This is a genomic window from Enterococcus sp. AZ141 (assembly GCF_051714385.1).
GTDB classification, from domain to species: Bacteria; Bacillota; Bacilli; order Lactobacillales; family Enterococcaceae; genus Enterococcus_D; species Enterococcus_D entomosocium.
On record NZ_JBIORT010000001.1, the window covers coordinates 252,827 to 279,314 of the forward strand.

The 26,488-nt window shown below is 41.5% G+C and carries 22 protein-coding genes, 1 tRNA gene and 1 pseudogene; 4 read left to right on the plus strand and 20 right to left on the minus strand.

Going from position 1 to position 26,488, the window contains the following annotated elements; translation table 11 throughout:
• Nucleotides 1–2: 2 nt before the first annotated feature.
• Nucleotides 3–287 (minus strand): co-chaperone GroES, encoded by a 285-nt coding sequence (groES, locus tag IGI89_RS01270; RefSeq protein WP_005225291.1) that lies wholly within the window; start codon nucleotides 285–287, stop codon nucleotides 3–5.
• Nucleotides 288–504: 217 nt separating this feature from the next.
• Here groES and IGI89_RS01275 point away from each other — a divergent pair, with 217 nt between their 5' ends.
• Entirely contained in the window at nucleotides 505–1,149 is a 645-nt protein-coding gene (locus tag IGI89_RS01275) for a CPBP family intramembrane glutamic endopeptidase (protein WP_008377239.1), read from the plus strand.
• Nucleotides 1,150–1,192: 43 nt separating this feature from the next.
• On the opposite strand, the gene IGI89_RS01280 is transcribed toward IGI89_RS01275, so the two are convergent.
• The 10 genes from IGI89_RS01280 to IGI89_RS01325 form a co-directional block, all read right to left on the minus strand.
• The gene (locus IGI89_RS01280) at nucleotides 1,193–2,623 is read right to left on the minus strand and encodes a 6-phospho-beta-glucosidase (protein WP_438735169.1); all 1,431 of its coding nucleotides are present in this window, start codon (nucleotides 2,621–2,623) and stop codon (nucleotides 1,193–1,195) included.
• 25 nt (nucleotides 2,624–2,648) lie between these two features.
• A complete protein-coding gene (locus IGI89_RS01285) occupies nucleotides 2,649–3,941 on the minus strand; it encodes a PTS sugar transporter subunit IIC (RefSeq protein WP_005237388.1) in 1,293 nt (430 codons plus the stop codon).
• A 155-nt stretch (nucleotides 3,942–4,096) separates the two neighbouring features.
• A complete protein-coding gene (locus tag IGI89_RS01290; RefSeq protein ID WP_034872439.1) occupies nucleotides 4,097–4,834 on the minus strand; it encodes a MurR/RpiR family transcriptional regulator in 738 nt (245 codons plus the stop codon).
• 42 nt (nucleotides 4,835–4,876) lie between these two features.
• The gene (locus tag IGI89_RS01295) at nucleotides 4,877–5,683 is read right to left on the minus strand and encodes an MBL fold metallo-hydrolase (protein ID WP_005237390.1); all 807 of its coding nucleotides are present in this window, start codon (nucleotides 5,681–5,683) and stop codon (nucleotides 4,877–4,879) included.
• A 55-nt stretch (nucleotides 5,684–5,738) separates the two neighbouring features.
• Complete coding sequence (locus IGI89_RS01300; protein WP_438735172.1) at nucleotides 5,739–6,593, minus strand: two-component system regulatory protein YycI; 855 nt, start codon at nucleotides 6,591–6,593, stop codon at nucleotides 5,739–5,741.
• Complete coding sequence (locus tag IGI89_RS01305; RefSeq protein ID WP_005237392.1) at nucleotides 6,594–7,904, minus strand: YycH family regulatory protein; 1,311 nt, start codon at nucleotides 7,902–7,904, stop codon at nucleotides 6,594–6,596. It abuts the gene before it with no gap.
• On the minus strand, nucleotides 7,901–9,742 hold the full coding sequence (gene walK, locus IGI89_RS01310; RefSeq protein ID WP_008377228.1) for a cell wall metabolism sensor histidine kinase WalK: 1,842 nt from the start codon (nucleotides 9,740–9,742) through the stop codon (nucleotides 7,901–7,903). Before walK ends, IGI89_RS01305 begins: the two co-directional genes overlap by 4 nt.
• A 3-nt stretch (nucleotides 9,743–9,745) precedes the next feature.
• Nucleotides 9,746–10,450 (minus strand): response regulator YycF, encoded by a 705-nt coding sequence (gene yycF / locus IGI89_RS01315; protein ID WP_010747607.1) that lies wholly within the window; start codon nucleotides 10,448–10,450, stop codon nucleotides 9,746–9,748.
• Nucleotides 10,451–10,582: 132 nt separating this feature from the next.
• Nucleotides 10,583–11,443 carry a DegV family protein gene (locus IGI89_RS01320; protein WP_005237394.1) on the minus strand — a complete coding sequence of 287 codons (861 nt, stop codon included), beginning with the start codon at nucleotides 11,441–11,443 and terminating at the stop codon, nucleotides 10,583–10,585.
• Nucleotides 11,436–12,002: a DUF1836 domain-containing protein gene (locus tag IGI89_RS01325; RefSeq protein WP_086299705.1), complete on the minus strand. Its 567-nt coding sequence runs from the start codon at nucleotides 12,000–12,002 to the stop codon at nucleotides 11,436–11,438. The genes IGI89_RS01320 and IGI89_RS01325 overlap by 8 nt, the downstream gene beginning before the upstream one ends.
• 269 nt (nucleotides 12,003–12,271) lie before the next feature.
• On the opposite strand from IGI89_RS01325, the gene IGI89_RS01330 reads away from it, so the two are divergent.
• Nucleotides 12,272–12,344: transfer RNA gene (locus tag IGI89_RS01330), tRNA-Lys, on the plus strand.
• 694 nt (nucleotides 12,345–13,038) lie between these two features.
• On the opposite strand, the gene IGI89_RS01335 is transcribed toward IGI89_RS01330, so the two are convergent.
• The 9 genes from IGI89_RS01335 to IGI89_RS01375 form a co-directional block, all read right to left on the minus strand.
• The gene (locus IGI89_RS01335) at nucleotides 13,039–14,043 is read right to left on the minus strand and encodes an SIS domain-containing protein (RefSeq protein ID WP_438735175.1); all 1,005 of its coding nucleotides are present in this window, start codon (nucleotides 14,041–14,043) and stop codon (nucleotides 13,039–13,041) included.
• Between the two features lie 11 nt (nucleotides 14,044–14,054).
• Nucleotides 14,055–15,095 carry an SIS domain-containing protein gene (locus IGI89_RS01340; RefSeq protein WP_438735840.1) on the minus strand — a complete coding sequence of 347 codons (1,041 nt, stop codon included), beginning with the start codon at nucleotides 15,093–15,095 and terminating at the stop codon, nucleotides 14,055–14,057.
• A gap of 21 nt (nucleotides 15,096–15,116) precedes the next feature.
• Nucleotides 15,117–15,935, minus strand: coding sequence for a PTS system mannose/fructose/sorbose family transporter subunit IID (locus tag IGI89_RS01345; protein WP_170920130.1), 819 nt, complete (start codon nucleotides 15,933–15,935; stop codon nucleotides 15,117–15,119).
• A complete protein-coding gene (locus tag IGI89_RS01350) occupies nucleotides 15,922–16,707 on the minus strand; it encodes a PTS mannose/fructose/sorbose/N-acetylgalactosamine transporter subunit IIC (RefSeq protein WP_315043888.1) in 786 nt (261 codons plus the stop codon). Before IGI89_RS01350 ends, IGI89_RS01345 begins: the two co-directional genes overlap by 14 nt.
• Nucleotides 16,708–16,724: 17 nt before the next feature.
• Nucleotides 16,725–17,195: a PTS sugar transporter subunit IIB gene (locus IGI89_RS01355; protein WP_430617750.1), complete on the minus strand. Its 471-nt coding sequence runs from the start codon at nucleotides 17,193–17,195 to the stop codon at nucleotides 16,725–16,727.
• Between the two features lie 10 nt (nucleotides 17,196–17,205).
• Nucleotides 17,206–17,625: a PTS sugar transporter subunit IIA gene (locus tag IGI89_RS01360; RefSeq protein WP_315043964.1), complete on the minus strand. Its 420-nt coding sequence runs from the start codon at nucleotides 17,623–17,625 to the stop codon at nucleotides 17,206–17,208.
• Nucleotides 17,626–17,708: 83 nt separating this feature from the next.
• The gene (locus IGI89_RS01365) at nucleotides 17,709–20,483 is read right to left on the minus strand and encodes a sigma 54-interacting transcriptional regulator (protein WP_438735178.1); all 2,775 of its coding nucleotides are present in this window, start codon (nucleotides 20,481–20,483) and stop codon (nucleotides 17,709–17,711) included.
• Between the two features lie 317 nt (nucleotides 20,484–20,800).
• A complete protein-coding gene (locus tag IGI89_RS01370) occupies nucleotides 20,801–21,190 on the minus strand; it encodes a DUF4430 domain-containing protein (protein ID WP_438735179.1) in 390 nt (129 codons plus the stop codon).
• Between the two features lie 87 nt (nucleotides 21,191–21,277).
• Complete coding sequence (locus tag IGI89_RS01375; RefSeq protein WP_086372668.1) at nucleotides 21,278–23,755, minus strand: vitamin B12-dependent ribonucleotide reductase; 2,478 nt, start codon at nucleotides 23,753–23,755, stop codon at nucleotides 21,278–21,280.
• 141 nt (nucleotides 23,756–23,896) lie between these two features.
• Between IGI89_RS01375 and IGI89_RS01380 the strand changes: the two are divergent.
• Together IGI89_RS01380 and IGI89_RS01385 are read left to right on the plus strand one after the other, a co-directional pair.
• Nucleotides 23,897–24,436: pseudogene (locus tag IGI89_RS01380) on the plus strand (hypothetical protein).
• Nucleotides 24,437–24,995: 559 nt separating this feature from the next.
• Nucleotides 24,996–26,423: an APC family permease gene (locus IGI89_RS01385; protein WP_005225272.1), complete on the plus strand. Its 1,428-nt coding sequence runs from the start codon at nucleotides 24,996–24,998 to the stop codon at nucleotides 26,421–26,423.
• The last annotated feature ends 65 nt before the right edge of the window (nucleotides 26,424–26,488 follow it).

A 26,488-nucleotide genomic window follows, 5' to 3' on the forward strand; every position in this document is an offset into this window, starting at 1 on the left:
TCTTATTCTACTACTGCAATGATATCTTTTGCAGCAACGATCAAATATTCTGTTCCTTCATATTTCACTTCTGTGCCAGCGTATTTTTCAAACATTACTTGTTCGCCAACGTTGACAGCAACAGGAGCTTTTTCACCGTTTTCGAGCGTGCGTCCTTCGCCGACTGCAATAACGGTACCCGTTTGTGGTTTTTCTTTTGCTGCTGATGCAAGCACGATTCCGCCTACAGTTTTTTCTTCTTCTTTTGCGACTTCGATAATCACACGATCACCTAATGGTCTTAACACGATAAATCCCTCCAATGAATGTTATAGAATTTAGTATTAGCACTCTCTTGTATCGAGTGCTAACTTACAGTTTCAATATTACTCATTTTCCCAAATTTTTGCAAGCCTTTTGCTAAATTTTTTTTGCATTTCTATTTGATTGATAAAAATAGTAGGATTTTTTGTTTCTAGAAGCAACCTAGTCTATAATGAAGCAAAGGAGTGTGAGGAAACAACTATGTCTTTATCAAAATATTCTTTGTCCACGATTCTTACTTACGGCATCGTCTTTTTTCTACCGATCGCCTTCATCCCTAGCGGACATCAAGTGGCCGCAACAACGATTGGTTATTTAGTTGGTGCTGCGATCATGTTTTTCTTGTATTTCAAACAAACGGAACCGTTATCGTTTGAACACAAAAGATCAAAAATTTCATCGATTCTTATTTATGGACTGACAGGTATTATTGCAGCGATCTTGTTGCAAAATCTAGCCATTTTTATCGAATCGCTTTTCGGTGAAGTCAGTGCTTCGCAAAATACCGAAAATATCATTGCTATTGTGCTGCAAAACCCACTGTTCGCCCTCGCGGCAATGGTTGGTGGACCAATTATGGAAGAATTTGTCTTCCGCAGAGCCTTAGTTGGCATCATTGGGAAATACAGCAATGTTTGGGTCGGTGTAGTGGTCAGCGCTGTAGCCTTTGCCTTTGCCCATAATGACAATCATCTCTTAGTCTATATTTTCTTAGGACTGTTCTTTTCTGGGCTTTATGCCTTGACCGGCAGCATTTGGACTTCCATGATTACCCATGTGGGAATGAACACTTTAGTTATTATTATTCAGTTGTTGCTTCATTACGGCTATATCCAAATGCCCTAAAGAAAAAAACGCTACGCAGAAATTTTGCGTAACGTTTTTTTCTTTATACCTTCATGCCATTGGACGCAATCACTTGCTGATACCATGCAAATGAATCTTTCTTCCGACGATCAAGGGTCCCATTTCCTTCATTGTCTTTGTCCACATAGATCACACCATAGCGTTTCTTCATTTCCCCTGTACCAGCAGAAACCAAGTCAATGATGCCCCACGGTGTATAACCCAATAAGTCGACGCCATCATAAGCTATTGCTTCTTTCATCATTTCGATATGGGCTTTCAGGTAATCAATACGGTAGTCATCATGGATCTGTCCATCCTCTTCCACTGTATCTACGGCACCAAAGCCATTTTCTACAATGAAGAGCGGCAATTCGTAGCGTTCGTTGAACCAATTCATGGCGTAGCGTAAGCCCACGGGATCAATCTGCCAGCCCCATTCGGAAGCATCAACATAGGGATTATCCACCAGATCTTGGCTCTCATCATAGTCATAGGTTGGATCATTTTCCTTACCTTTGATCGCAAAAGACATATAGTAACTAAAGCCGATATAGTCAACACAGCCGTTTGCCAAAATTGCTTCATCTTCAGGGGTGATATCTAAATCAAATTGTTTTCTCTCAAAATAGCTACGCATATATCTCGGATAGTGTCCACGGGCATGCACATCTGAAAACCAATAGCGGCGCTGCATGGCCACCGTGGCTGCCATCATGTCTTTGGGATCGCAAGAATACGGATAGATTGGACACATCGCGATCATCGATCCGATTTGAAACGCAGGATTGATTGCATGCCCTAGCGCCACCGCTTTCGCACTGGCAACGAGTTCGTAATGGGCTGCTTGGTACATGATTTTTTCTCGGTCTTCTCCTTCGGTAAAGAACAGACCGGAATTGGTAAACGGCGCAAAATCTTCTTTGTAGTTTGCTTGATTGTTGATTTCATTGAAAGTCATCCAATACTTCACTTTCTTTTGATAGCGCGTAAAACAAACTTCTGCAAAGCGGACAAACAAATCGATCAACTTACGGTTACGCCAACCTCCGTATTCGGTAACTAAATGATAGGGCATTTCAAAGTGAGAAAGGGTAATAACCGGCTCAATGCCATAGCGTAAACACTCATCGAATAATTGATCATAAAAGGCCAAGCCTTCCTCATTTGGCTCGCGTTCATCACCTTTTGGAAAAATACGGGTCCAGGCAATCGATGTTCGGAAGCACTTCAACCCTAATTCGGCAAAAAGCTTGATGTCTTCAGGATACCGATGATAAAAATCGATCGCTTCATGATTGGGATAACTTTCGCCCGGTTGGATACCTTCCGTGATTCGGCGAGGAATTCCGTTGCCTCCTACAGTCATGACATCAGCGACACTCACGCCTTTTCCGCCCGAACGATAGCCGCCTTCCAATTGATGAGCAGCGACTGCGCCACCCCATAAAAAATCGTTTCTAAGTTTATTCATTTCTTTTCAACCTGCTTCCTTGGTATTAAACGATCTCTGTTTCTTGTTTATAGTTCAAACTATCGACCTTCCGAATGAAAGGATAGTAAATAAAGAAGCCGATTGCTAAAACAACAAATTGTAAAATAGCGGTCCGGATGCCCCCTACTAGAAATCCTGAAATGATCGGTGGGGTCGTCCACGGAACTTGCACAGCAGTAAATAACGGTACGATACCGGTATAAAGTGCAAAATACGTGATCACGCCTGAAACCATCGGTGTCAAAATAAATGGTAATACCATGATCGGATTCATGACGATCGGTGTCGCAAAAATAATTGGTTCATTGATATTAAAGAATGCTGGGATCAAGGAGAGACGTCCTAATTGTTTGAACTGCGCTGAACGGGCAAAAGCCACCATATATAGCACGATGCCAATCGTCATTCCTGCGCCAGTTACCGTCATAAATTGATCTAAAAACTGTTGGGTCACGATGTGTCCCCCATTTTCCAATGTCAATGCTTTACCAGATTCAAGAATAGCCGTATTTGCTAATGAATTGGCTTGTAAAATCGGCCCCATGATGCCGCCCACGATCGTCGAACCATGAACCCCGAAGAACCACAAGAATGGTACTAAGAAGCCTAGCATCATTGCACCGCCAAGAGAATCCGTCACACCTTGCATCGGACTTTGAATCACGGTGTAGATCCATTCGACCACGGTTGTCTGAAAGACTTTATCAAAGAAAACATAAATTCCTAATGCGATGGTCGTCAAAACAGCTGCCGGAATCAACGCTGTAAATGAGTTTGCAACATTGGTCGGTACTTGTTCTGGCAGTTTGATCCGGATGTCGCGTTTTAAGAACCAAGTATAGCCCCAACCCACAAAAAGCCCTACTAAGATGGCACTGATCATGCCTTGTCCACCAGTCCATGTTTTATCAATGACATTTGCGATGGTCACATTTGCTTCAGCATCCGTTACACTTGACTCCATAGTTAATAAGAAAATAACTAAACCAATCATTCCTGCAGGGAGTCCTTCGTAACCTTCTGCTTTTACATACGAATAGGCGATACCCATTACGGCGAAAAAAGCCATAATTGCAAAAGAGGCGCCATAGGCTTGGTTGAAGTATTCACCTAAGCCACTATTCGTTACCCAATCCGCAATCGACTGGACGGGAAAGTTTGCTAACAGTAAGAAAATCGATCCTACGATTGAAAAGGGCATCGTATAAAGCATACCGTTTCTTAATGCAGTGATTGCTTTCGTATTAACAAATTTTAATATTGGGGGTAATAATTTCTCATTGATCCATTCGTTCATCTCACATCACTCCTAAAATAAAATTCCATCCACCGGCCAGTGAATTCGCTTACAAATGAATCTTAATGGATAATATTCCCCTTGCCTATAGCTTTTCTAAGTTATGAAACATGTTCCAACAAAAAAAACAGCCGAAGCTGTTTTTTTACGATCGCTTAGATTTGCTTGTAGACTTGATGGGCTAGAAGTTCGATCAATGTAATCACCGGGACTTGCGTTGTCAGGTTCAAATCGACTTCTTTTCCGCCACTTACGACGGGCATATAATACGATATATTGTAGTCTGCCATTTGGGCGATCGTCGATTTTTCATCATTGGTGATGCTGAGTACTTTTGCTCCATAGCGTTTGAAGTCCTCCGTTTGCTTGATCATTTGAATGGTTTCACCCGACACCGATAAAATGATCGCTAACGTATTTTCCATTCCGCGGGGCGGTACTGGCAAAAAGGGATCAACGATGCTATAAGCATTGATGCCTAAGTTGGCAAAATAGCGACTGCCATAGGTGCCCAGAATGCCGCTTGTGCCGATACCGGAAAACGCCACATGGCGTGCGGAAAGAATCAATTCTACTGCCGGCTGGATAAACTTACGGTAATCTTCATTATTGACTTTTTTTAAGAATGTATTGACTTGAATCGTTGCATCATAGAAAAGATCAAACGCTCGTGCGTCTTGTTCCTTTTTTTGACAGATTGCATACTTTAACTCTGAATATCCACGATAGCCCAATTTCGTGATACATCGTAAAATCGTCGACGTTGAGACGTGGCATGCAGCTGACAATTCGCGAATCGTCAGCTGATCGATCTCTTCAAAATGCTGGACAATGTATTTATAAACTGCCATTTCAAGCTCGTTCAAAGTCTTGATTTTTTCTTCATCAAACATCCCACTGCCTCCACCCAACAAATTCATCGCTCTGATGATCGATTAGATCGCAAATAATTCCGTCGCTTTGTCAGGATCGGTATCAAAGACTTCAAACGTTTCTCCAACACCTAGATCATGTTCTTTCATGGTGTTGACCATCGTTAAGTGCGCCAACTCTTTCAGGTTGTTTTCTTTACTTAAATGACCAAGATAGACCCGTTTGGTGTTGTCGGTCAAGATATCCGTCATGACAAGTGCGCCATCTTCATTCGATAAGTGACCGCGATCTCCAAGAATCCGCTGCTTGAGACTCCATGGATAAGGACCCATTCGCAACATTTCTAGGTCATGGTTGCTTTCTACAAGGTATGCATCGGCGCCTTTGATGATGCCTCGCACATGATCGCTGCAATAACCGGTATCCGTCAACATCACGAATGATTTGCCGTCTTTATGGAAACGATAAAATTGCGGCGCTGCAGCATCGTGAGAGACGCCAAAGCTTTCAATGTCCAAGTCACCCAAGGTCAGCACTTTTCCCATTTCAAAGATATGTTTTTGCTCGACAGCGACGTTACCGATCATTGGATCCATCGCTTGCCATGTTTTTGTATTCGCATAGACATCAAGTTTGTATTTTCGTGCCAGTACTCCAACACCGTGGATGTGGTCCCGATGTTCGTGGGTCACAAGAATGGCGTCCAAGTCTTCTGGTTTGCGCCCTACTTCATCCAATAATGAAGTGATCTTCTTGCCGCTCAAACCGGCATCCACTAAGATCCGCTTTTTATTGCTTTCGATATAGAGCGAATTCCCTGAGCTTCCGCTGGCTAGAATACTTACTTGAAAGGCATTTTCCTTCATCATGGTTTACGTGACTTCCTCTCTGGTTGTTTCAACGAGTTCCATTATACCCGCTTTTTTATGGATTTTCTACCTTTTGAACGGCATTATTCGTGATGATCCGATTGCTGAAGGCATTGACCGTTTCGATTTGGATGGTGTCATCGCCATCTAATTGGAAAGCAATAAACCATGCAGGAATATACACGTTTTTTTCCCTAACCTTCAAAATCATCGTATAGGCTAATTCCGTCCAGAGAATTTTCGAGTGACTTGGCAGCTTGTTGTTCAGATAAAGCGTATTTACTGCTTCTTTTTCTGAATAGACCGTCATCTTTTCCCTTAGAGGCGTAATATTGGAGATATGTGTTTGCGTATAACGGGCAATCTGCAGTAGATCATCCGTTTGTTCTAAGGTGATATCGATCCGACTTGAGCTGTCATTGAAAGGAATGCCTTCATACGACTGGACCGCCACCACCGTCGGATGATTGGCGTTCAAGACAGAGAGGTTTTCCAAATAGTCATATTCATCCCCAAACAGGACTTGGTCTTTACGTTGCAAGAAACCATTGACGGTTTCTTCCGTTTGAGAATCATCACTGATATAAAAGCCATTGGTTGAGACATGGATCAACTGCTGCCCTTTGACCGTCGACCCTCTTTTGAACTGAGTATTGAGTTGCGGTTTTCGTAGTTCTGCCTCAAAATCCGTCTGTTCACCGCTCAAATAATAGCCACTCAAGACCTCGTCTGATAATTCACCAGAATACCGAATGTCCTCAGAATCGAGTCGTTGTTCGATAGGAATCGTTTGGTTTGATTGTGAAACCATCTGATGCTCGCTGCGAGCCTCACTATAAACATTGAATAAAAAGACATTCAGACCAAGAAAAGCGAGGAAAAAAATCCATTCGATTCGTTTAAAATCCAATTAATTCTCCTCCGTTTCTGCTAATTTTGTCATTAATGCATCATAGCTAATCCAAGACGAGTCATAATTGACATACCAAGCAGGCGTCAAATCAACCAGTGGTGCATCTTTGATCTCCCCCCACTGATAGCCGACGATGATCTGTTGCAACAACGCTGGGTCAGCCCCTGCCGCAATCAAATCATTTTTGACTGACAAACTAGAAGGCAATTCAATCTCCGTTTCAGAAGGAATCGGCACTTGGATCGCATTCAAGCTGGCAGAAATCGTCATTTCACGACTGCCGGTCTGACCACTTTCTGAAAAAGCGACACTGATCACCCCTTGGCCGCCAGTACTAAAGACTGGATAGCCTTCGACGAAAACCCGATAATCCAAGTGTTTGTCTTGTTGATCAAAATAGCGGATCGTCCCAAAGTTATTGCCTAGACGAATAATGTAATCCGCACTCAACATTGCCAGATCCATTTCATCGGAACCGTCTGTGGTGGTTTCAAACTTGACTTGCTGCTGATCTTGCAAGACCGTCATGTTTTGCCCACCTTCATAATAGTAGGTATCGACACTTTCGTCGTTGATCTTGACATTTTTAGGATTGCTGAAAAAGGCTTCTCGGAACAAACTTTGAGACTGTGTCGAAGAATAGTAGCTGTATTTTTTTAGCTTGATCGAATCCTGCGTATAGTATTGATTGCTAGATCGTTCTTGATCAGTCCTCATTGCCGTCCATTCCCGAGGATTGTCTGCTAGCAAGTGTTTTACTTGGCTTTTATCCCAGTCGATCTTGCCTCGAACTACTCGTTGATGGGTAAAGTCAACAAATTGGATCGTATTTTCTTCGAGATCAAACTGGATGCGAGAAAACGGAAAATCCTCTGTTTCACTTTCGTCCTCTAAGGACAGTTCTTTATCAAAGGTTTTCTCGTAATCTTTCAAGTAAAATGTCGTATAGTAGTTTAAGGATATTCCTTGATCGACCTCTTGGGCTTTCGAAAAAGCCTGTTCTTCACCATAGGTTCGCAGGGTCAAATCACTGATCGTTGCCTCGTTAATCACCTCTTGGATCTCTCGAATCACCGCTTCAGAGTTGGTTTCTTTGATATCCTCTTCATCATTCCATGTTAGATATAGGGGCAAAAACAAATCGCTTTTTTGTTTGTACGTTTGAACCGAAGGATTGACGCCAGTATCTGTTTCGGTGCTGGCATTGTTGAACCCGGTCGGATTTAGCCAAATCATATAGGAGAAATAAAAACTCAATGCGATCATCACGATTAAACCTGCTCGAATGATTTTTTCTGAGATTCTCATACCCACCAATCCTCCTCATACGGTTCATACGGCAACATAATGTAAAATGTTGACCCGCGATTTTCTCGACTTTCCGCCCAAATCGCACCGCCATGAGCTTTGATGACTTCACGTGAGATCGCCAACCCTAAGCCGGTGCCTCCTTGTTGGCGGGCTCGAGCTTTATCGACTCGATAAAAACGATCAAAGATCTTCGTGAGATCTTTTTTCGGAATTCCTAGTCCTTGATCATTGATGCTAAGGACGATGTTGTTATGAGTCTCCATCAATTTCACCGTAATAATCCCACCATCTGGCGAATATTTGATGGCATTATTCATGATGTTGTCGATCACTTGGATCATTTTGTCCGTATCGACTTCTACCCACAATTCTCGTTTGGTGAACTCCCGACGAATCAGATATTTTTTGCTTTCATTCGTCACCATCATGTCAAAACGATCCAACACGAAATTAACCATCTCATTGAAATTGATATATTCCAATTGCAGTTGTGAATTGCCGCTATCCATCCGCGACAAACTCAATAGGTCATTGATCATGCGAATCATCCGATCCGTTTCATCCAAGGTCACTTTTAGAAAGTTCGGTGCAATTTCTGGATCTTTCCAAGCGCCCTCACTCAGCGCTTCGATGTAACTACGCATACTCGTTAGAGGTGTTCGCAACTCATGGGAAACATTGGAGACAAATTCTCGCCGTTCCTGCTCATTTTTTTCTTGTTCCGTGACATCATGCATTACCGCAACTAGACCGGAAATGAACCCGGACTCTCGACGGATCATGGAGAAATCGATGCGCAAGATCAGATTTGTTCCCGTCAAATCATTGCTAGGACGTTCCAAAAGCATGTCTTCAGGATTTTCCAAAAGTTTTCGCAACGTGTATTCTTCATCGATTTCCAATAACGTCAAAATCGACTGCCCGATCGCTTCTTCGTTAGTGACATTCAACAAGGACATCGCCATCTCATTGATGGTTATGACTTTGCCTCGTCGGTCGGTGGCAACAACGCCGTCTGTCATGTGGGATAAGACACTATCCAAACGATTTCGCTCGGACTCCATCGCCTCTTGAGTCTCTTCGATTCGTTCCCCTAGTTGATTGAAGGTTTCCGCCAATTGTCCCAATTCATCTTTCCCATGAATCGCGACCTTTCGGCTATAATCTCCTTTAGCGATGCGAATCGCTTGTTCCCGCATCTCTCCAATTGGTTGGGTAATCGAACGAGAGACCAATAGTGCCACAATGATCGAAATCACTGCCGCAATCAGCGAGGCGGTAACAAAAATGACCGCCGTCGTACTGACTTCATTGTACTTTGACTCTAGATTGCTCCGTAAATAAAGGGTTCCTAAAACGGTATCCCCTGTCGGTGATTGGATCGACTGGACGATATTGAACACCCGCTGACCGCTGGATTCATCATAAAGGACTTCACTGCGGTTCGTATCGTAATCACGGTAATCATTTTTTTCTCCCACCGAGCCACGATCATTGATATTGGTGGTTGCACGAATAATCCCTTGCTCATCCACCACCCGCATCTCCAAAATTTCTGAAGAGTTGGTACTCGTTAAGATTCGATTCAGGGAAGCATTCATGGAATCCCAATCCAACCCGTCATCATTATCCATGCGACTCAATTCAGAGCCTAATGTCACCACTAACGTGCTGGCCCGTGCCTCCATGTCGCGTTTGAAGGCATCGACCGTTGTTCTTTCCAATTCGCGAATAAAATACGCCCCGATAATCTGGATCGCAATCAATAAGATCAAGATAAAAGTCAGGGCGATTTTGAAGTTCACCGATTGAAAAAAGCGAACCTTATTTTTCATAGCTTATTCCTGTTCTGGGTTCCGCAAGTAATAGCCCACTCCGCGACGAGTAACCAAATAGTTTGGATGGCTCGGGCTGTCTTCGATTTTTTCACGCAAACGGCGCACCGTCACGTCAACGGTTCGAACATCACCAAAGTAGTCATAGCCCCAGACAGTTTGCAATAAATGTTCTCGGGTCATCACTTGACCAAGATGTTTTGCCAAGTAGTGCATCAATTCAAACTCCCGGTGCGTCAATTCGATGGCTGCACCATTTTTAGTGACCATGTAGGCATCCGGATGAATTGTTAAATCACCAATCGTTAATTCGCTGTTGGCATTGTCGTCTGCTTCCTTCGCAGCTGCCGAGCCGCGACGCAGATTGGCTTTGACGCGGGCCACCAATTCCCGGTTTGAAAATGGTTTGGTTACATAATCGTCCGCACCAAGCTCAAGGCCTAGTACTTTATCGATTTCAGAATCTTTGGCTGTGACCATGATGATCGGCATGTCATGGGTTTTGCGCACTTCCCGTGCAACTTCCAATCCATCCATTTTTGGTAGCATCAAATCAAGCAAAATCAGATCAGGATCGACCTCGGCTACTTTTTCTAATGCCTCTTCTCCATCATAGGCGGTATATACTTCATATCCTTCTTTGGTTAAATTAAATTTGACGATATCAGAAATTGGTTTCTCATCGTCCACGACTAGGATCTTTTTCAAAAATGTCACCTCAATTTTTTTTGGTTTCTTACTTATTATACATTATTTAAACAGGCTTTTCATCTTTCCCAAAAACCGCCGCCTCATTCTTAAGGAAAGCACAAAAAAAGAAAGGCACGGGGCCTTTCTTTTTTACTCTTCTAAGAGTTGAATACCGATCCCTAACAACCCAGGACCCGTATGGACAACTAACGCGGGAGAGATTTGCCCAAACAAGATTTCTTTGACCTTAGGAAATTCGGCTTCTAATCTTGCTTTCATCTCTTTGGCTTCTTGTAGTGCATCACCTTGGGCCACGGCTAAACGCACATGGCGATGGTCACCGATGAATTGCTTGATCAAGTCAACGGTTTTATCCAAGCTTTTCTTCCGTCCACGAGATTTTGCGACCGTATAGTAGATCCCTTCTTCATTACAAGAGATAATTGGATTCAATTTCAAAGCATTACCTAAGATGGATGCAACCAGACCGATCCGGCCGCCTTTTTGTAAATACTCTAAGGTAGCTACGTTGAAAAAGACTTTGTTTTTCGGTACTTCATTCGTTAATTGTGCCCGCAATTCTTCCCAAGTCACGCCTTTTTCTAACAGTTCTGCCGCACGAATCGCTTGCAGCCCTGCACCGATCCCAATATTTTTCGTATCAAGTACAAAAACCTCAAGATCCGTCCGTTGTTCACCTAACAGTCGAACGACATTAAACGTTCCGCTCAATCCGCTGGAGATGGTTACGGCAAGGACTTTTTCATACCCATCGGCTTTGATCCGATCAAAGATTTCCCCGATCGCCGCGCCATCAGGTAATGAAGTACTAGGAATCTCTTGCGGCAAACGTTCGTAAATTTCTTCGGCAGTAATATCAACTTTATCGGTATAGGTCCGATCCTTGTAGATTATTTGCAATGGCAGCATATACATGCCGTATTGCTCCATGATCTGTGCGGGAACATCGGTACCTGAATCAACTAATAGGGCAATTTTCTCTTTATTCATGGGCTTCTCCTTTATGTGTTTCTAAATAAATGACTTCTAATTCGATGGTTTTTTCTGCCAACAATTTATTAGCAAAGGAACGCGTTGCACCTTTCATGGCCACTAATTCAATCGGGATTGGTTCCGATGCCATTTGCTCGGGCTCTCCCATTGCTTCTTTGCCAACAAGATGAATTGCTTTTTCTTGTTCTTCACAAAATACATTATAGGCATTTCTGATTCCGACAGCTTTCCCTTGAAAAAGGATGCCTGTCTTTATTTCTGGAATTGTCAACACTTGCTTCAGCATCGTGATCGCGATCAAAAATGCGAGATGCTTTTGGTTGTAACGTTTTTTTTCTGGTGCGGGGATCATCCCTTTTTTGACATAATTATTGACCATAGAAGAGGTCAATAGCGGATGTTTTTCTGTTTGGATCACAGGTGATAAATATTGGTCAATCAAAGTGATTACCTGATCCATATACAGTTCCAGGGTTGGCAACTCTTCCCACCTAGGCAGATGGAATTCCAGCAGCGATTCACCCCATGTTTTCATGTTCGATTGTAATTTTTCCATGTCATCCTCCATTTTGACTAACAGAAGGTTAGATTATCACAAACTAATCATCTAGTTTCGATAACTAGATACATTTTATCACGGTTTTCTGAGTTTTTAAAGCAATCTGATCAATCTTTTAAGAATTTCCTATCATTTGAAATTGGGGAACGAATGGTGTTTTTTTAAGATAACCCCTGTTTTCCAACTGGAAAAAGCGCACATTTTTTTCAAAAGAATGATTGATTTTTAAACACCGGAGTGCTAAGATAATGAAGTACTTTTGGTACGGGCCGTTAGCTCAGTTGGTAGAGCAGCTGACTCTTAATCAGCGGGTCGCGGGTTCGAGCCCCTCACGGCCCATTGGGTGCCAAACCCACGGAACAGGTAAATGTTGGTGCGAAAGCATTTCGAAAACATTTATGCTGTTCCATTTTTTTGTTTAAGCCTTTTTTGATCACCTTGAAAAGATGCACCAGGGTTTCCTTCTCCACTGCTGATCATTCGGAAACTTATATGACTATCCTTAACACTTATCTCTATCCCCAAAAAACACCTCGCTTCTAAGTAGTTCAGCTATGCTCTTTTCAAGAATCAAAGTAATTCGGGCTAACTTCTTAGGAAGAACTCCCACTTCTCAGACGTCTTTCAATGGTAGATTGCTGCCATTTTTTACAAATATTAGAAACCTTTTGATTCGGCCTCCCTCTTTTTCCCGTTAACTTTAAACTAACTTAATTGCATTTCGTTAGTTTATTATCAACAAGGAGGTATTAGATTTTTGTAACTGTTTAAGTCCCTTCAAATTCTTTTCCTTTATCTTTTCGTTTCTTTTTGCTCCTCCAATAAATACCAAAAAAGCGTTCCATCAACATTTAGTTAACGAAACGCTCTATACATTGTTAAATTATGAATTCAGGTGTTCTTCATTTATGATATTTAAGAATAGATCACTTTTTCTTATTAAGGTAGCTTCCCTATCCACTCTATAGAAACATTATATTTCAGTGTTCTTTTGGGTTATCTTTCTATCGATCCTATCTCTCTCTGTTTCCTATCAATACTCGAATTGGCGATAGTAGCGCCGAATTTCCATTGGGTGACAATTCATTTGTTCGACATAGGCATCAATGCGCTGCGTCACACAATGCATCAATAAGTGGGACAGCACTCGGCCACGATATTTCTCACTGATTCCTGAAATAGGATAGTCCTTGGTATCGATCAATGTATAGTTTCCACAAATTCTTGGCAATAATTTAGCTACTCTTTCTGATAATGGACGTTGCTCATCTTCTCCTAAAAATACTGTGACAGGTGTTGTTTCGTCAACGATTTCCAACGTTCCGTGAAGAAACTCAGCAGCATGGATCGATTTTGAACGCAACCAGCTTTGCTCCTCCCAATAGCACATAGCATAAGAATAGACAGCACCCCATTGATTTCCCGCACCGATAAAATAATGCATCTGATCGTGACGATGTTTCTCCGCAAATGCTCGCCCAAATTCGTCCGCCTGCTTTTCAGCTTCTACTAATCCTTTTGCTAAATATTGATCCAATTCTCGATAGTAGGTGTCGTAATCAGGAAAATCTCCATGGTTTTTCATTAATCGATCGGCAACCATAAAGAATTTGATTTGTTCGGTTCCCGGTGCAGGATACGTGATGACATGGTCACATTGTTCCGCCAAAATACTGCCTTTTGAATCAATAAATCCTAGTAATGTCGCTCCTACTTTTTTGATTTCTTCAACTGCTTTAACCACTTCTTGTGTCGTTCCAGTAACAGAGGACAAGATGACTAACGAGTCTTTGGTCAAACGACGGTTGCCGGTTGTATAATATTCTGCCGCATGTTGGACGTAAACCGGTAAGTCACTTTTTCCATTAATGTAAGTGACAGCTTGCATCGCAGAAGCATAGGTACCGCCAATTCCTAGATAATAGATGGCGTCAAAGCCTTTTTCGTCAATGGCGTCGACTAATTTTTCAACTTCTGGACGTAACGCTAACATTCCTTGGATATCATCAATTTGTTGTTGTTCATTAAATTTCAGCATCTTTTCCACCTCTAAATTTTACTTTTTAGCACTTGATCAAAGTCATCAAAAATACGTTTACTCAAATCAATCCCTTTAGCAGCAGCCCCGAGATAGGAGAAAATTTGGAACGGAATAACTAAGAGCAAAGAAGAAAACGTTTCTTCACATGCAACATCCAGCCCAAGTGTATCGGGATTCTTTGCCGCTACTGTGGTGATCGTATAAGCTTTTCCCACATGGGATGCTAAATAATCATGCAACAGTTGGGCTCTTGATTGATTCGGGCTTGGTGCTTCAATAAAGAAAAGCACATGTTCATGGTTGGCTTCAAGATACGGCCCGTGCATATACGCTTCCAATTCAAATCCTTGCGAAGGCACTCGAATGGTTTCCGTAAATTTCGTTTCAAATTCTTTAGCGGTTCCCCAGTTTGGTCCATAACCGACTGCCACAAACCGATTCGCTAGTTTAAAAATACTTGCGTTTTTCTCAAAAAAATCAATTGTCTTAGTAATAACTTGAGGAATGGCTTCAATCATCTCCTCTAACTGATTTTTGATCATCGACACTTGGTCTTCGGACAGTATTCCTTTGCTGTAGCCTATAGATACCCCCATTAAATAAAGTTGCAATACTGTTGCTACATATCCTTTGGTCACGAATCCAACGGTTTCGATCCCAGTTCCTAAGTCAATTCTTTCATTTACTTTTTGAGCTAAGGGACTCTCGGGATCACTACTTAAACCAATAGTATAAAGACCTTGTTCTGACAAATGCGCCACTGCATCAATCGTAGAAGCACTTTTTCCGCTTTGAGAAACCGCCAAAACTGTCTCGACTTCTTTAGAAAGATGGCCGTAATGATTAAAGTGGTATGGCTCTTCAATCGTGACAGTGATTTGCGCTAATTTCTCCATTGCGTACTTTGCTGCTAAACAGGCATTGGCAGAAGAGCCCGTTGCCAAAATTAGTAAATTCTCGATTGCAGCTCTTTTTTCTTCTTTTTTAGGAACAAACCCCTGCAAGATCTCAACTAGTGTTACTTGCTCTTCTTGTATATAGTCCATCATCGTTGCCACAACAATTCCTCCTTAAAAGAGTCCAATCAAGGATCCTAAAATACCTACGACTGCTAATCCCAGCAGAATAATTAGCGGTTTGACTTCTTTTTTCAAAAGATAGAAGACAGCCCCAAACGCACCCAATGACAATATTTTCGGAACGATATCATCAAAGATGCTTTGAACCGTAACTGCATTTTCTCCTGAACCAATCTGCAACGGAATGTTGATATCGATCATCGTAGCGGTCATTCCTCCTACGACCATCAAACCAATGATTGCAGCGCCATAGGTTAAACTTTCCATCAAACCGTTTTCCTGAATTTTCTTTAAAAATCCTGTCCCAAGTTTATATCCCCAACCAGTCGCAAAATAACGAAATAGTAGATGAGGAACATTAAAAATCACTAGAAACAGAATCGGACCTAGGATATTTCCTTGTAATGCCAATGAAGTTCCTACCCCAGTAGCAATTAGCCGCAATGTTCCCCAAAAGAAGGAATCTCCGATTCCCGCTAAAGGGCCCATCAAAGAGGTCTTGATGTTATCAATCGCTGAAGAATCAAAATTTGGATCATTGACATTTTCTTCTTCCATCGCCGCATTGATTCCTAAAATAAGCGTGACGATATGCGGGGTCGTGTTGAAAAATTCCAGGTGCCGTTTCAACGCATCGGCCATCGATTCTTTTGTTTTGTAGAGTTTCTTTAAAATCGGAATCATCGCATAGACATAAGCTAGGTTCATCTGTCGCTCATAGTTCCATGAGAACTCCATTTGAAATGAACGCCAGAAGACACGATTCAACTCTTTTTTGGTAATTTCGGATTTCTCATTAGAAGTCTTCATCATCATCTAGTACCTCCCCTGAAGTCATTTGAATAGATTGCCCTTGTCCACGAATGTTTCTTAAATTCACGACTATAACAGCCGTTATTGCTCCGAAGATTGCAATCCCTGTAACAGGAATCTCTAAATAAGCTGCTAATGCAAAACCTAAAAAGAAGTACGGTGCAACTTGTTTGTTAATCAGTAACCTAGCCAACATGGCAAACCCAAGGGCTGGAATCAAACCAGTTGCAACTGATAGGCCGTTCTGTACAAAGGCTGGAATCATAGCCAATAATTTACTAATCGTATTGCTGCCTACCATAAAGGAGATCGTCACTACAAGGGCTAACATCAGAGATAGGCCAAAACCTGCTAATAAGTGCATTCGTTCCACACCTTTATAGTTTCCATCTGCCGCGTATAAATCGGCTTTTTGGTTCATCATTGGGATAAGCAGCCCCAAGTAAACATTTTTCAAGATAAGGGTCAAGGTAGCGATTGGAAGTCCCAACAGTAAAGCCGTCTCGGTTCCCGCTCCTGCCGTAATTGCGAAAGCTGTGCCCAGAATCCCTCCGGTTACGACATCTGGTGGAATAGAAGCACCGACAGAAAACGAGCCAATAAACGCTAATTCAAGTGTTGCACCCATAATAATTCCTGTACTTACGTCTCCTAATACGATTCCTGTAAACAACCCAGTGACAATCGGACGCGACAATAATGACGTTCCTAATGCGTATTCAGACTGCGCAATGAATGCAACAATTCCAAGTAATATTGCTTGCAGCATCTCTTTTGCTCCTTTCTTTATAAAACATCTTCGACAGCGACTTTTTTATCCGAAGGTACTTGACGGATATCGACAGCGATTCCTTTTGCAACCATTTTTTTCAAAAGTTCCTCTTCTACTGGTAAAACATTGACTGCTTTGCCAATATTTTTAGAGCCTTCTTTGGCTTTGATCCCACCTAAATTGATTTTGTCGATCTCTGGACAGTTTTCTGCTAACTTATACGCATCTTTGATGGAATCAACTACGATGAATAATTTGTATTTATCCGTCACACCGCTTTGCAGGGCATGAATTGAATCCTCAATTGATTTAATCACCAGTTTTACGCCTTGCGGTTTTGCTAATTTGATCGTTGTCTTACGAATATCATTTGTCGGTACATCATCATTGGCAATCAGAATACAATCTGCGCCTAAATTTTGGGTCCAAGAAAATGCGACTTGGCCGTGTAATAGCCGATGATCGACTCGTGTCAAAATAATCATGTCGTCCCTCCTAAAATTCTTCTTCTTCGATTTCTTTTGCTATACTATCATTGCAAAACTGGATCATATCTTTCGAATTTGCCAGCGCTTGATGGATCGTTTCTGAAATTGCACCTCCCCCTTGAAGTTGTGTCGTCAATTCAATCAACAATGGCAAATTCAAACCTGCGATTAAATAAAAATTGGGTTGTTGGATATAACGCAAAAATTCATTGTTCACGCTGCCGCCAAAAATATCTGTGATAACGATCACTTCATGTTCTTTATATGTTTCCATCAGGGTATCTACCGTTGTCGTTAGATCAAATACTTCGTCCACATAACAGTCAATCGCAAGGACTGATTGTTTTTTACCGCAGATAAGTTCTAACGAATGCAAGATTCCTGATGCAAATCGTCCGTGGGATGCTAAAATAACGAGTCGTTCCACTGCTTTCACCTCACTTTGCTCCAAGTTACATCTTACTAAAGGCAAAAAGCGTGCCAAAAAAAGTGGCACGCTTTTCTTATCGATTAAAAATCCGCTTCAACCATTGAAGAATCAGTGTTTCCAAACAAAACGTCATAGATGTAACAAACTTCAGATTCCGGTATTGCGACACTGTAAACCTTTTCAATGACACTAAATGCTTTTTTGATCTCATTCAGCTGCTTTTCATGACACTGGAGTAATGTGTCGCTGGCATGATAAGTATCAATGGCTTCATTTCGAATAAGACGCTCAATTAAGCAACTCGTATGGACAAACAACGCGAGTTTGCGATCATTGGCGATCCGTTGCTGCCACATGCGCTCCAGATTTCCCACGAAAAATTCCATTTGAGAAATCACTTTTTCTGTATCTAGAATCGTTACCGATTGAATCACTCGATCCAATGAAAAGTTTCTTACTAATTGATTGTTCACATAGGCAATCATCTCTTCATCCAATTCTTCTTTTAGCCAACTTAATAGCTCCTCTGTCCCAGCACCCGAAATTAGTTCTTCTAAAGAAATAAAAGGAGCCAGCTCTTGGCGAGGTTTAGTGGTTCCCACAACACCAACAATGTCATACGCTGCCAATGTCTGTCTTATATGTTCACTGTTTTCCAGCTGGTTGAATTCATAAGGAAGGATCCGAATCTGTAAATGATCAGGAATACTCTTTTCTAATAAGGTAGAGATTTGAACAGCAGTTCCAATTCCGGTTGAACAAGTTGTAATGACAACTTTCTCTTTTTTCACTTTTGGAAGAATGATTTCCCATTCGTTTTGGTGAAAGGTATTTACTCGCTCTGGAATCTCTCTCAACGAAATATTCTGTCGGATACACTCCCCCACAGCGATGGCTACACTTGTCGTTACATTGTTCATCATAACAATTGGAACCGCCAATTCTGGAATATATTGATAGACTTCTTTCAAAGACCCCATGTCGAACAAGACAACGAGTCCATTAGATACATCGTTTTTCTGAATATAGGTGGTAATCCTTTCCGCAATTTGTTTGGGCGTGACCTCTAATGGCATATCGAAAGATTGAAAAACCGATTCATTCAATAAGCGGTTCGCAACATTCGCGATACTACTGGCGGTTGCATAACCATGGGCTACTATGATGCTGCGGGGAAGCGATGAATCTTTGGAATACCCCATATCATTGATATAAAGTGTAAAAATGATTCGGTCCATACTTGTTAACTCGATATCCAATGCTTTTTGCACTAGGCCTAGCAAATTCTCGGTGTAACGATCACTTGTAGAATAATGCTTTTTCACACTTTTCAATAGATTTTCTGTCAATAAAAGTTTGTCTTGATCATCCGGCAGCCACTCCACATTTCTCCGCAACCATAAATAATAACTGATTGTATAAACCATGCTCCCATTAAAACTGATTTGAAAAGAATGCTCGATCTGCTCCATCATTCGCTGAACATGCTCTGTCACAAAAATCATTGTCCGCTGCTTTTGTTCCTGTTTATGATCAAACAATAAATTTTCGAAAAGCCTTTCGATCACTTTAGAAATAGGATCGGCTGCCGCCGCAAAGTCCTGCCCTGCTTGGACATAATTAAGCAAGATCTGTTCATACGTTTGGATGATCTTTTGTTGTTCTGGTTCACTTTCCGCAGTTAGCTGCTGGATTTGAGTTTGACTATCAATAAGAACCGGTTGCATTGTCCCCATTTCATTAGGTTCTTCTGTCAGTTGCAGTAAGTGTTCTGGCAAATGATACACAGTGACTGCTATTTTTTTTACTTCTCGTTTTAAACTGGCTGTATAGCTTTTGGCTGTAATAATTTTGATTGTACTTTTCAATTCACCGACATTCCCAGAAAAATGACTGGTTGTTAAAATTTCGATTACTTGAGGTGAGAGCTCTAACGGCAAACCGATACGCTTTTGTTCTTCAATAAATGCTTGCAAAATCAACTGCTTCCTTTCGGAAACCGTCCGTTCTTCCAAAGCGGGCAATGTCGCTTGGATCGGAATTCGCCGTATAAAGGTTGTTAGAAATGTTCGTTTTAAATCTTCGGTGGTCGCAAATACCAACCGACAATCAACTGGGATTGGCCGGCCTGTATCCCCCATTCGATAGATAACTCCCTGATCCAGAAAAGTGAATAATTTTTCCTGTCCTTCAGCATTCAGTCGATGAACTTCGTCAAGAAAGAGGACCCCGCCGTCTGCTGCTTCAAATGCACCTCCGCGATCTTCTTCTGCGCCAGTGAAGGCTCCTTTTACATGTCCAAATAAATTGCTCGTCAATAGCTCATGGTTATTGGCATACTGTGCGCAATTGATCGTAATCAGCGGAGCATCACTTTCTAGTAATTCATTTGCCACACAATAATGATGGAACATTTTTACGAGAAAACTCTTCCCAGTTCCACTTTCTCCCGTCAATAAGAAGGGAAGCCCGCCATTTGGATAGAAGGCTGCCATCTTAATCTGTTCAATGACTTCTGCCAGACTACCTTTGCTGCCGATCACACTGGAAAAGAAATCTTCTTTTTGATCAAAAAAAGGCTTTTCTTCCGCCACAGCAGCCAGACTATCATACACGTTTTTTGTTAAAGGATAATTTTGGATTTCAAATGCCTGCTTATGAAAAAAATAAACGGGTCGGGTCGCAATTTTCACAAGGCGACCTTCTTCCGTTAACTGATTCAAGTAGTGACTGATGGTATTTCTCTTGACGGAAAACTTCTCGGCAATATCTTTCGCAGTAAAGACATCGCTTACATTTTCGATAGAGAAAAAAGCTGTTTGATTTTGCAAATACGCGAGTAATTGATCTTTCATTGTCGTTCTCCTTGTCCGCTTTCTCTGATTATCATAACTTAAAAAGCTTGGAGATGCTATACAACTTTTCATAGAGTGATTGTCCTTTCTAAACACAAAAAAAGCAGCATCCTTGATGACGGCTGCCGCTTTTTTTTATCTAAATAATACTTCTATGACCAATAGCAAATATCTCTATCACTATTCTGATTCATTTCTATTTGCTAAAAATTATTAATTTCCATATGACAACGCTATTCACCTCTTTTATTTCCACCTAACCCTTTACCATTTTACTAGCAGAGGCTCCTAATCCCGCAACTGATTTAACGAACAAATCAGAATGCTTTCAAATCAAATGTGATAGTGTCATTGTTCTTTAAAATCAACGCTTGTGCCCCTTTATCGGTCATTTCGTCATTGACGGTATAGACCCAAAATAGATTGGCTTTTTGATCTTGGCTGATGCCGTTGATCGAGGTGATAAAGCCATCTTTTTCTTTGATCGCAAAGTTTTCTTTCATTACTTCCAGCAGCGACTCATTTTCTCGGAACGTTACTTCTTTTGAGGTCACATCTTCTTGATTTTGGATGACGATCGTAGCTGTTCCTTGTTCTTGCTTCAAGGAACTTTGCTGCGTGCTTTCTGACGTTACACTTGCCTGTTGACATCCTGTAGCGACGAGTAATGTGCTCACTAGCATAAATACGACAAATACTTTTTTCATCTATTTCTTCCTCTCCAATAGTCAAAATACTAATCGTTTTTCTATCCAATATGCGGATAAGAGTTATTTTATCAATCCCGTTTTTTCTTAGAGCCCGCATTTTAATTGGATTTTACAGTTTGTGCAGGTACTACAGCCGCCGATTTCCTCAATGGTTCCTTCATGGCAGATGGGGCAGATTTCACCAGAGACGACGGGTTCATCTACTTGAACGACAGGCAGCGGTTCAACTTGTGCGGTCAGCTCATTTTCTACCGCTTCTAAGGTAAGTACTTGTGAATCTCGGCTGCCATCTACATAGACGGTCCCTCCTTTGGCTCCTCCTTCATAAAGATCTCGATAAACCTTGGCTACTTGGCTTACTGTATATCCTTTTGGTGCATTGACCGTTTTTGAAATGGAGCTATCCACCCAACGTTGAATGGTGCATTGCACACCGACATGTTCTTCGGGCGTCAACTCCATAGCGGAAATGAACCATGCCGGCAACTGCGCTTTGGTTCTTTCAGGATGATCCATCAGGTATTCGTCAACGATCTCCGCATTGATTTCAATAAACTTACCTAGTCGACCGCTTCTAAAATAAGAAAAGGAGTAGTAAGGTTCTAAACCGGTTGAAACTCCCGTCATCGTGCCTGTCGATCCTGTTGGTGCAACGGTCAAAAGATGAGAGTTACGAATGCCGAATCGCAGCACGCCTTCGTGGATGTGCGCTGGCATTTTTTTCATGTATCCTGTATCGACAAATTTCTTCCGCAACGCTTGCGTCTCTTGGTCATTTTTTCCAATCAGGAAGGGAAAGCTGCCTTTTTCTTTCGCCAATTCAATGGATGCCTCATAGGCAGTGACTGCCATTGCCTCGAAAATTTGATCAACGAATTGATTCCCTTCTGCCGATCCGTATTTTTTCCCACAGTAGATCAATAAATCTGCCAAGCCCATGATCCCTAATCCAACACGTCTTTCCCCTTTCGCCTGCTGCTCATTTTTGTCAAAAAAGTAAGGCGTTGCGTCAATAACATTGTCTTGGAAACGAACTGCTGTTTTCACGGTTTCTTTTAGTTTGGCAAAATCAACGGTGCCTTTCTGGCGATCCGCCATGTTTGCGAGATTGATGGCTGCCAAGTTACAGACGGCATAAGGGGTTAGGGGCTGTTCACCGCACGGATTGGTTGCCACGACTTTTTGTCCGTATGCTGTAGCATTCGTCATCTTGTTGGCATTATCGATAAAGAAAATACCAGGCTCAGCAGAATACGTTGCACAAAAAGTAATCAACTCCCATAACTCACGAGCTTTGATCCTTTGATAGGTTTTGACTTTATGGCCAGCAGCTGCCCATTCTCGCACATCCCCGACTTCCGCCCATTTTGCATCATATTGCGCCATCTCTGCTTCCGAATAATTGTCAATATCTGGAAAGCGCAGCTCATACCACCCATCTGTCTTCACTGCTTCCATGAATTCTCCTGTCAAGCAGACTGAAATATTCGCACCAGTTAAGAAATCACTTTCTTTTACCGTATAGCTGCCACCTATTCGCAATTTTTCTTTTGCCTTTTGGATCATGTCATTATGTTCCTTATCTGACGATTCAGGCAGTTGCGCTAGATAAGTGAACATTTTTTCTTCCATTTTTGTCAAAGGATCAAATTGCAGTTTTTCATTGATCAGTTGTTTGATTGCTGCATTCGTGACTGCTTTTTTCAGGTGAAGCAATACAGCAGGATTTTGAACTTTAGAAAGAATAAACGTAAAAATATCTGGATGCCAATCTGCCATCATAATCATCTGCGCTCCGCGACGACTACCTCCTTGTTCGACAAGGTTCGTCAAGTTCGCCAAATCATTCAGCCAAGAAACTGCCCCAGAAGACCGACCGCTGACGCCGTGGACCACACTTGATTTTGGTCGCAAGGTCGACCCATTGGTTCCAACCCCGCCACCACGACTCATAATCTCCATGACTTCTTGTCGATGGACAGCAATCCCTTTTCGGGAATCATGGATGAAAGGCATCACAAAGCAATTGAAGTAGGTAACTTGAGAATTTGTTCCTGCTCCATAAAGTACTCTGCCTGCGGGAATTAGGTTTTGCGACACGATTTGTTGGTAAAACGTCTCAAGGAAGCGCTCCTGGTCATGGGACTCGTTGGCAGAAATCCCTTTGGCAACACGATGCGCCACTTGCTCAAAAAAGAGTTCTAACGGTTTTTCAATGTCACTTTTTCTTCTTTTCACAAGTCCACTGGCTTGTTCATCAGTATCTTCTAACGCTGAACGATAGGCCTCTTCCACTTCGATAGAGACTAGTTCCCCATCGATTGCTTTCACAATACCGATTCCTCGTGCAGGATATTTAGGATCAGCTTTCGTTGTCAAAATCACCAAATCATCCTTACCCAACGTTTGATGGGTTTGATCCTTGAATGAGTAACGATCCAACATAATCAAACGAGCGATTCCCTCAAATGTTTTGGTCATTTCCGGTGTGATCGCCGAAACTTCTTGGAACAACTTGATATCCTCGTTCAATTTCTCAATCGTTTGTTTTTTGTAGTCCATTTCTTTCCCTCTCCTTCTAAAAACACAACATATTGTGCTCCGTTTTTATTATCGTACTATATGATGTGTATTTCAATCTTGAATTATATTATTTTCCATGTATAATGAGAATGATTATCAATTAGAAAGTCGGCGATTTTCATGCTTCCTCCCCAATCCAAGGTATTCTCCGTTCAAAGAATTTCTCATTTAGCACTGCTCACCGCAGCGTGTATCGTTGGACGGTTGGTTTTTGTCTTTATCCCTAACGTTCAGCCTATGAGTGCCCTTTTATTTTTAGTGGCTTTTTCTTACTGCTTAACCGATGCGTTGATGATTGCCTTGCTAAGTTTGCTCGGAACAAATATCTATTTAGGCATGGGTCCCTAGACGATCAGTCAATTGGCTGCACTTACCGGCACCATCGTTCTTTTTCAACAGCTTGGAAAAATCCCGATCATCAAGAAAAATCGTATCCTGCAAGCTTTCTTTGCCTTTCTTTGCGGACTTCTTTATGGCTTGATCGTTTCGTTGATGGAGGTTTGGCTTTATCAGTTTCCTTCGTTTCTTGCCTATTACCTTCAAGGACTACTGTTCGATTTCTTTCATGCCAGTGGAAACTTCGTCTTTTATTTGCTTTTATGGCCAGTATTTGAGCGAATAACACCCAACTCCTATAAATTGAAGAAAAAAAACCAGTGATTTCGATGGAATGAAGAATCCAGCTAACTTTGTTTTCGTGTTTCTATGAAAGAATGTTAGCGTAAAGTTATTGTTAGAAAAACAAAAAAACTATAGCTACTCTTCTGTTTCCTTTGCTTAAAAATCTATCCAAAAAGTACCAGCTAAAAGCCTTTCGAAAGGGTTTCTTTCATCTTTATGCGTCCATTCATTTAAATGAAACGTTCTCTATTTCATCCAAGCCCTTGACCGAATGTAGTAGCATTTCTTTCAGATTATTAATGAATGATGATGTTTGCTTTTTCTATCATCAGAAATTTATTATTTTTTTTAAATAACAATTTAATTTTTCTTGACCAAAAGAATTCAGAGGTTTATCCTAACTATGGAAAATCAATGACTGGATAAAAAAGAGCAGCTGAAATTTTTTTATTCAATTTGACCTTTGACATTTGTGAAAAAGTGCATAAGAAACTTGATAGTGATCAAGCGCTTATGGAAAGAAATTTTTTTCTCACTAAATTTCAAAAAACGCTCTATTTTAACCAGTCAGAAAAATCATTTTAAGAAGGAGAAAGCGATGAATGAGAAACAATTACGCTGGTATAATATTGCGCTGATGGCGTTCGTCTCTGTTTGGGGACTGGGAAATGTTGTAAACAATTACGCTCAACAAGGATTGACTGTTGTTGTTTCGTGGCTATTAATCATGGCTCTTTATTTTGTACCCTATGCATTAAGTGTTGGTCAGTTAGGATCGACCTTCAAAGAGTCAAGTGGTGGGGTCTCCTCATGGATCAAAGAAACCTCAACAAAGCGGTTGGCTTTTTTTGCTGCTTGGACTTATTGGGTCGTGCACGTGCCCTATTTGGCACAAAAACCTCAAGGAATCTTAGTGTCCTTGAGTTGGTTATTTAAAGGAAATGGTACATTTGTATCGACGATGGGTTCCATGGAAGTCTCGTTGATTTGTTTAGCTATTTTTCTATTCTTTTTATGGATTGCCTCTAAAGGATTGACGACCTTAAAAATGATTGGGAACATCGCGGGAACAGCCATGTTCGTGATGTCGATTCTTTTTATTCTTTTAGCAGTCACCGCTCCAGCAATGACTGGTGCTGAAATTGCTACACCAAACATGTCATCTGTTTCAACCTATATCCCTAAATTTGACTTTACCTATTTAACCACGATCTCGATGCTGGTATTTGCGGTAGGCGGCTGTGAAAAAATCTCGCCTTACGTAAATAACACAAAAAATCCTGCAAAAGAATTTCCAAAAGGCATGATCTTTTTAGCTGGTATGGTGGCGTTATGTGCCTTGCTCGGCTCGATTGCTATGGGGATGCTTTTTGATGCCAACCATATTCCAGAAGATTTGATGGTCAACGGCGCTTATGAAGCCTTTCAACGACTTGGAAACTTCTACGGAATCGGCAACTTCTTTGTCATTCTTTATTCCATCGCCAATGCGTTGGCGCAAATCTCTGCTTTGGCCTTTTCAATTGATGCCCCATTGAAAATATTACTGTCTGATGCTGATTCAGAATTTGTACCAAATGGCTTAGCAAAACTAAACAAAAAAGGAACACCAGTAAATGGATATATTATGACTGGTATCCTAGTCAGCATTTTGATCATCATTCCAGCACTAGGAATCGGCAATATGACCGAACTGTACCGTTGGTTGCTGAACTTGAATTCAGTTGTCATGCCACTGCGTTACTTATGGGTCTTCTTAGCCTTTATGCTAGTCAACAAACACGCCAATCGCTTTACTTCCGATTATAAATTCGTGAAAAACACCAAAGTTGGCTTTGGGATTGGCTTATGGTGCTTCTTGTTCACGGCCTTTGCCTGCATTTTAGGGATGGTTCCTAAGCTTGATTATGCGGCAGATCCGCAAGCTTGGTTCTTCCAATTGGCCTTAAATATCATTACGCCGATCGCCTTTCTTTTGATTGGCTTGATCTTGCCAATCATTGCGAAACGTGTAAATAAAAAATAACCATTTGCTCAAAAAAGAGGTGTCCGACAACTATTTCGGTTGTCGGGCACCTCTTTCTTTGTAAA

Coding starts and splice junctions, on each gene's coding strand:
- IGI89_RS01275 (WP_008377239.1), top strand. CDS start 505: ATGTCTTTATCAAAATATTCTTTGTCCACGATTCTTACTTACGGCATC.
- IGI89_RS01280 (WP_438735169.1), bottom strand. CDS start 2,623: ATGAATAAACTTAGAAACGATTTTTTATGGGGTGGCGCAGTCGCTGCT.
- IGI89_RS01285 (WP_005237388.1), bottom strand. CDS start 3,941: ATGAACGAATGGATCAATGAGAAATTATTACCCCCAATATTAAAATTT.
- IGI89_RS01290 (WP_034872439.1), bottom strand. CDS start 4,834: ATGTTTGATGAAGAAAAAATCAAGACTTTGAACGAGCTTGAAATGGCA.
- IGI89_RS01295 (WP_005237390.1), bottom strand. CDS start 5,683: ATGATGAAGGAAAATGCCTTTCAAGTAAGTATTCTAGCCAGCGGAAGC.
- IGI89_RS01305 (WP_005237392.1), bottom strand. CDS start 7,904: ATGAGAATCTCAGAAAAAATCATTCGAGCAGGTTTAATCGTGATGATC.
- walK (WP_008377228.1), bottom strand. CDS start 9,742: ATGAAAAATAAGGTTCGCTTTTTTCAATCGGTGAACTTCAAAATCGCC.
- IGI89_RS01320 (WP_005237394.1), bottom strand. CDS start 11,443: ATGAATAAAGAGAAAATTGCCCTATTAGTTGATTCAGGTACCGATGTT.
- IGI89_RS01325 (WP_086299705.1), bottom strand. CDS start 12,002: ATGGAAAAATTACAATCGAACATGAAAACATGGGGTGAATCGCTGCTG.
- IGI89_RS01335 (WP_438735175.1), bottom strand. CDS start 14,043: ATGCTGAAATTTAATGAACAACAACAAATTGATGATATCCAAGGAATG.
- IGI89_RS01340 (WP_438735840.1), bottom strand. CDS start 15,095: ATGATGGACTATATACAAGAAGAGCAAGTAACACTAGTTGAGATCTTG.
- IGI89_RS01345 (WP_170920130.1), bottom strand. CDS start 15,935: ATGAAGACTTCTAATGAGAAATCCGAAATTACCAAAAAAGAGTTGAAT.
- IGI89_RS01350 (WP_315043888.1), bottom strand. CDS start 16,707: ATGCTGCAAGCAATATTACTTGGAATTGTTGCATTCATTGCGCAGTCT.
- IGI89_RS01355 (WP_430617750.1), bottom strand. CDS start 17,195: ATGATTATTTTGACACGAGTCGATCATCGGCTATTACACGGCCAAGTC.
- IGI89_RS01365 (WP_438735178.1), bottom strand. CDS start 20,483: ATGAAAGATCAATTACTCGCGTATTTGCAAAATCAAACAGCTTTTTTC.
- IGI89_RS01370 (WP_438735179.1), bottom strand. CDS start 21,190: ATGAAAAAAGTATTTGTCGTATTTATGCTAGTGAGCACATTACTCGTC.
- IGI89_RS01375 (WP_086372668.1), bottom strand. CDS start 23,755: ATGGACTACAAAAAACAAACGATTGAGAAATTGAACGAGGATATCAAG.
- IGI89_RS01385 (WP_005225272.1), top strand. CDS start 24,996: ATGAATGAGAAACAATTACGCTGGTATAATATTGCGCTGATGGCGTTC.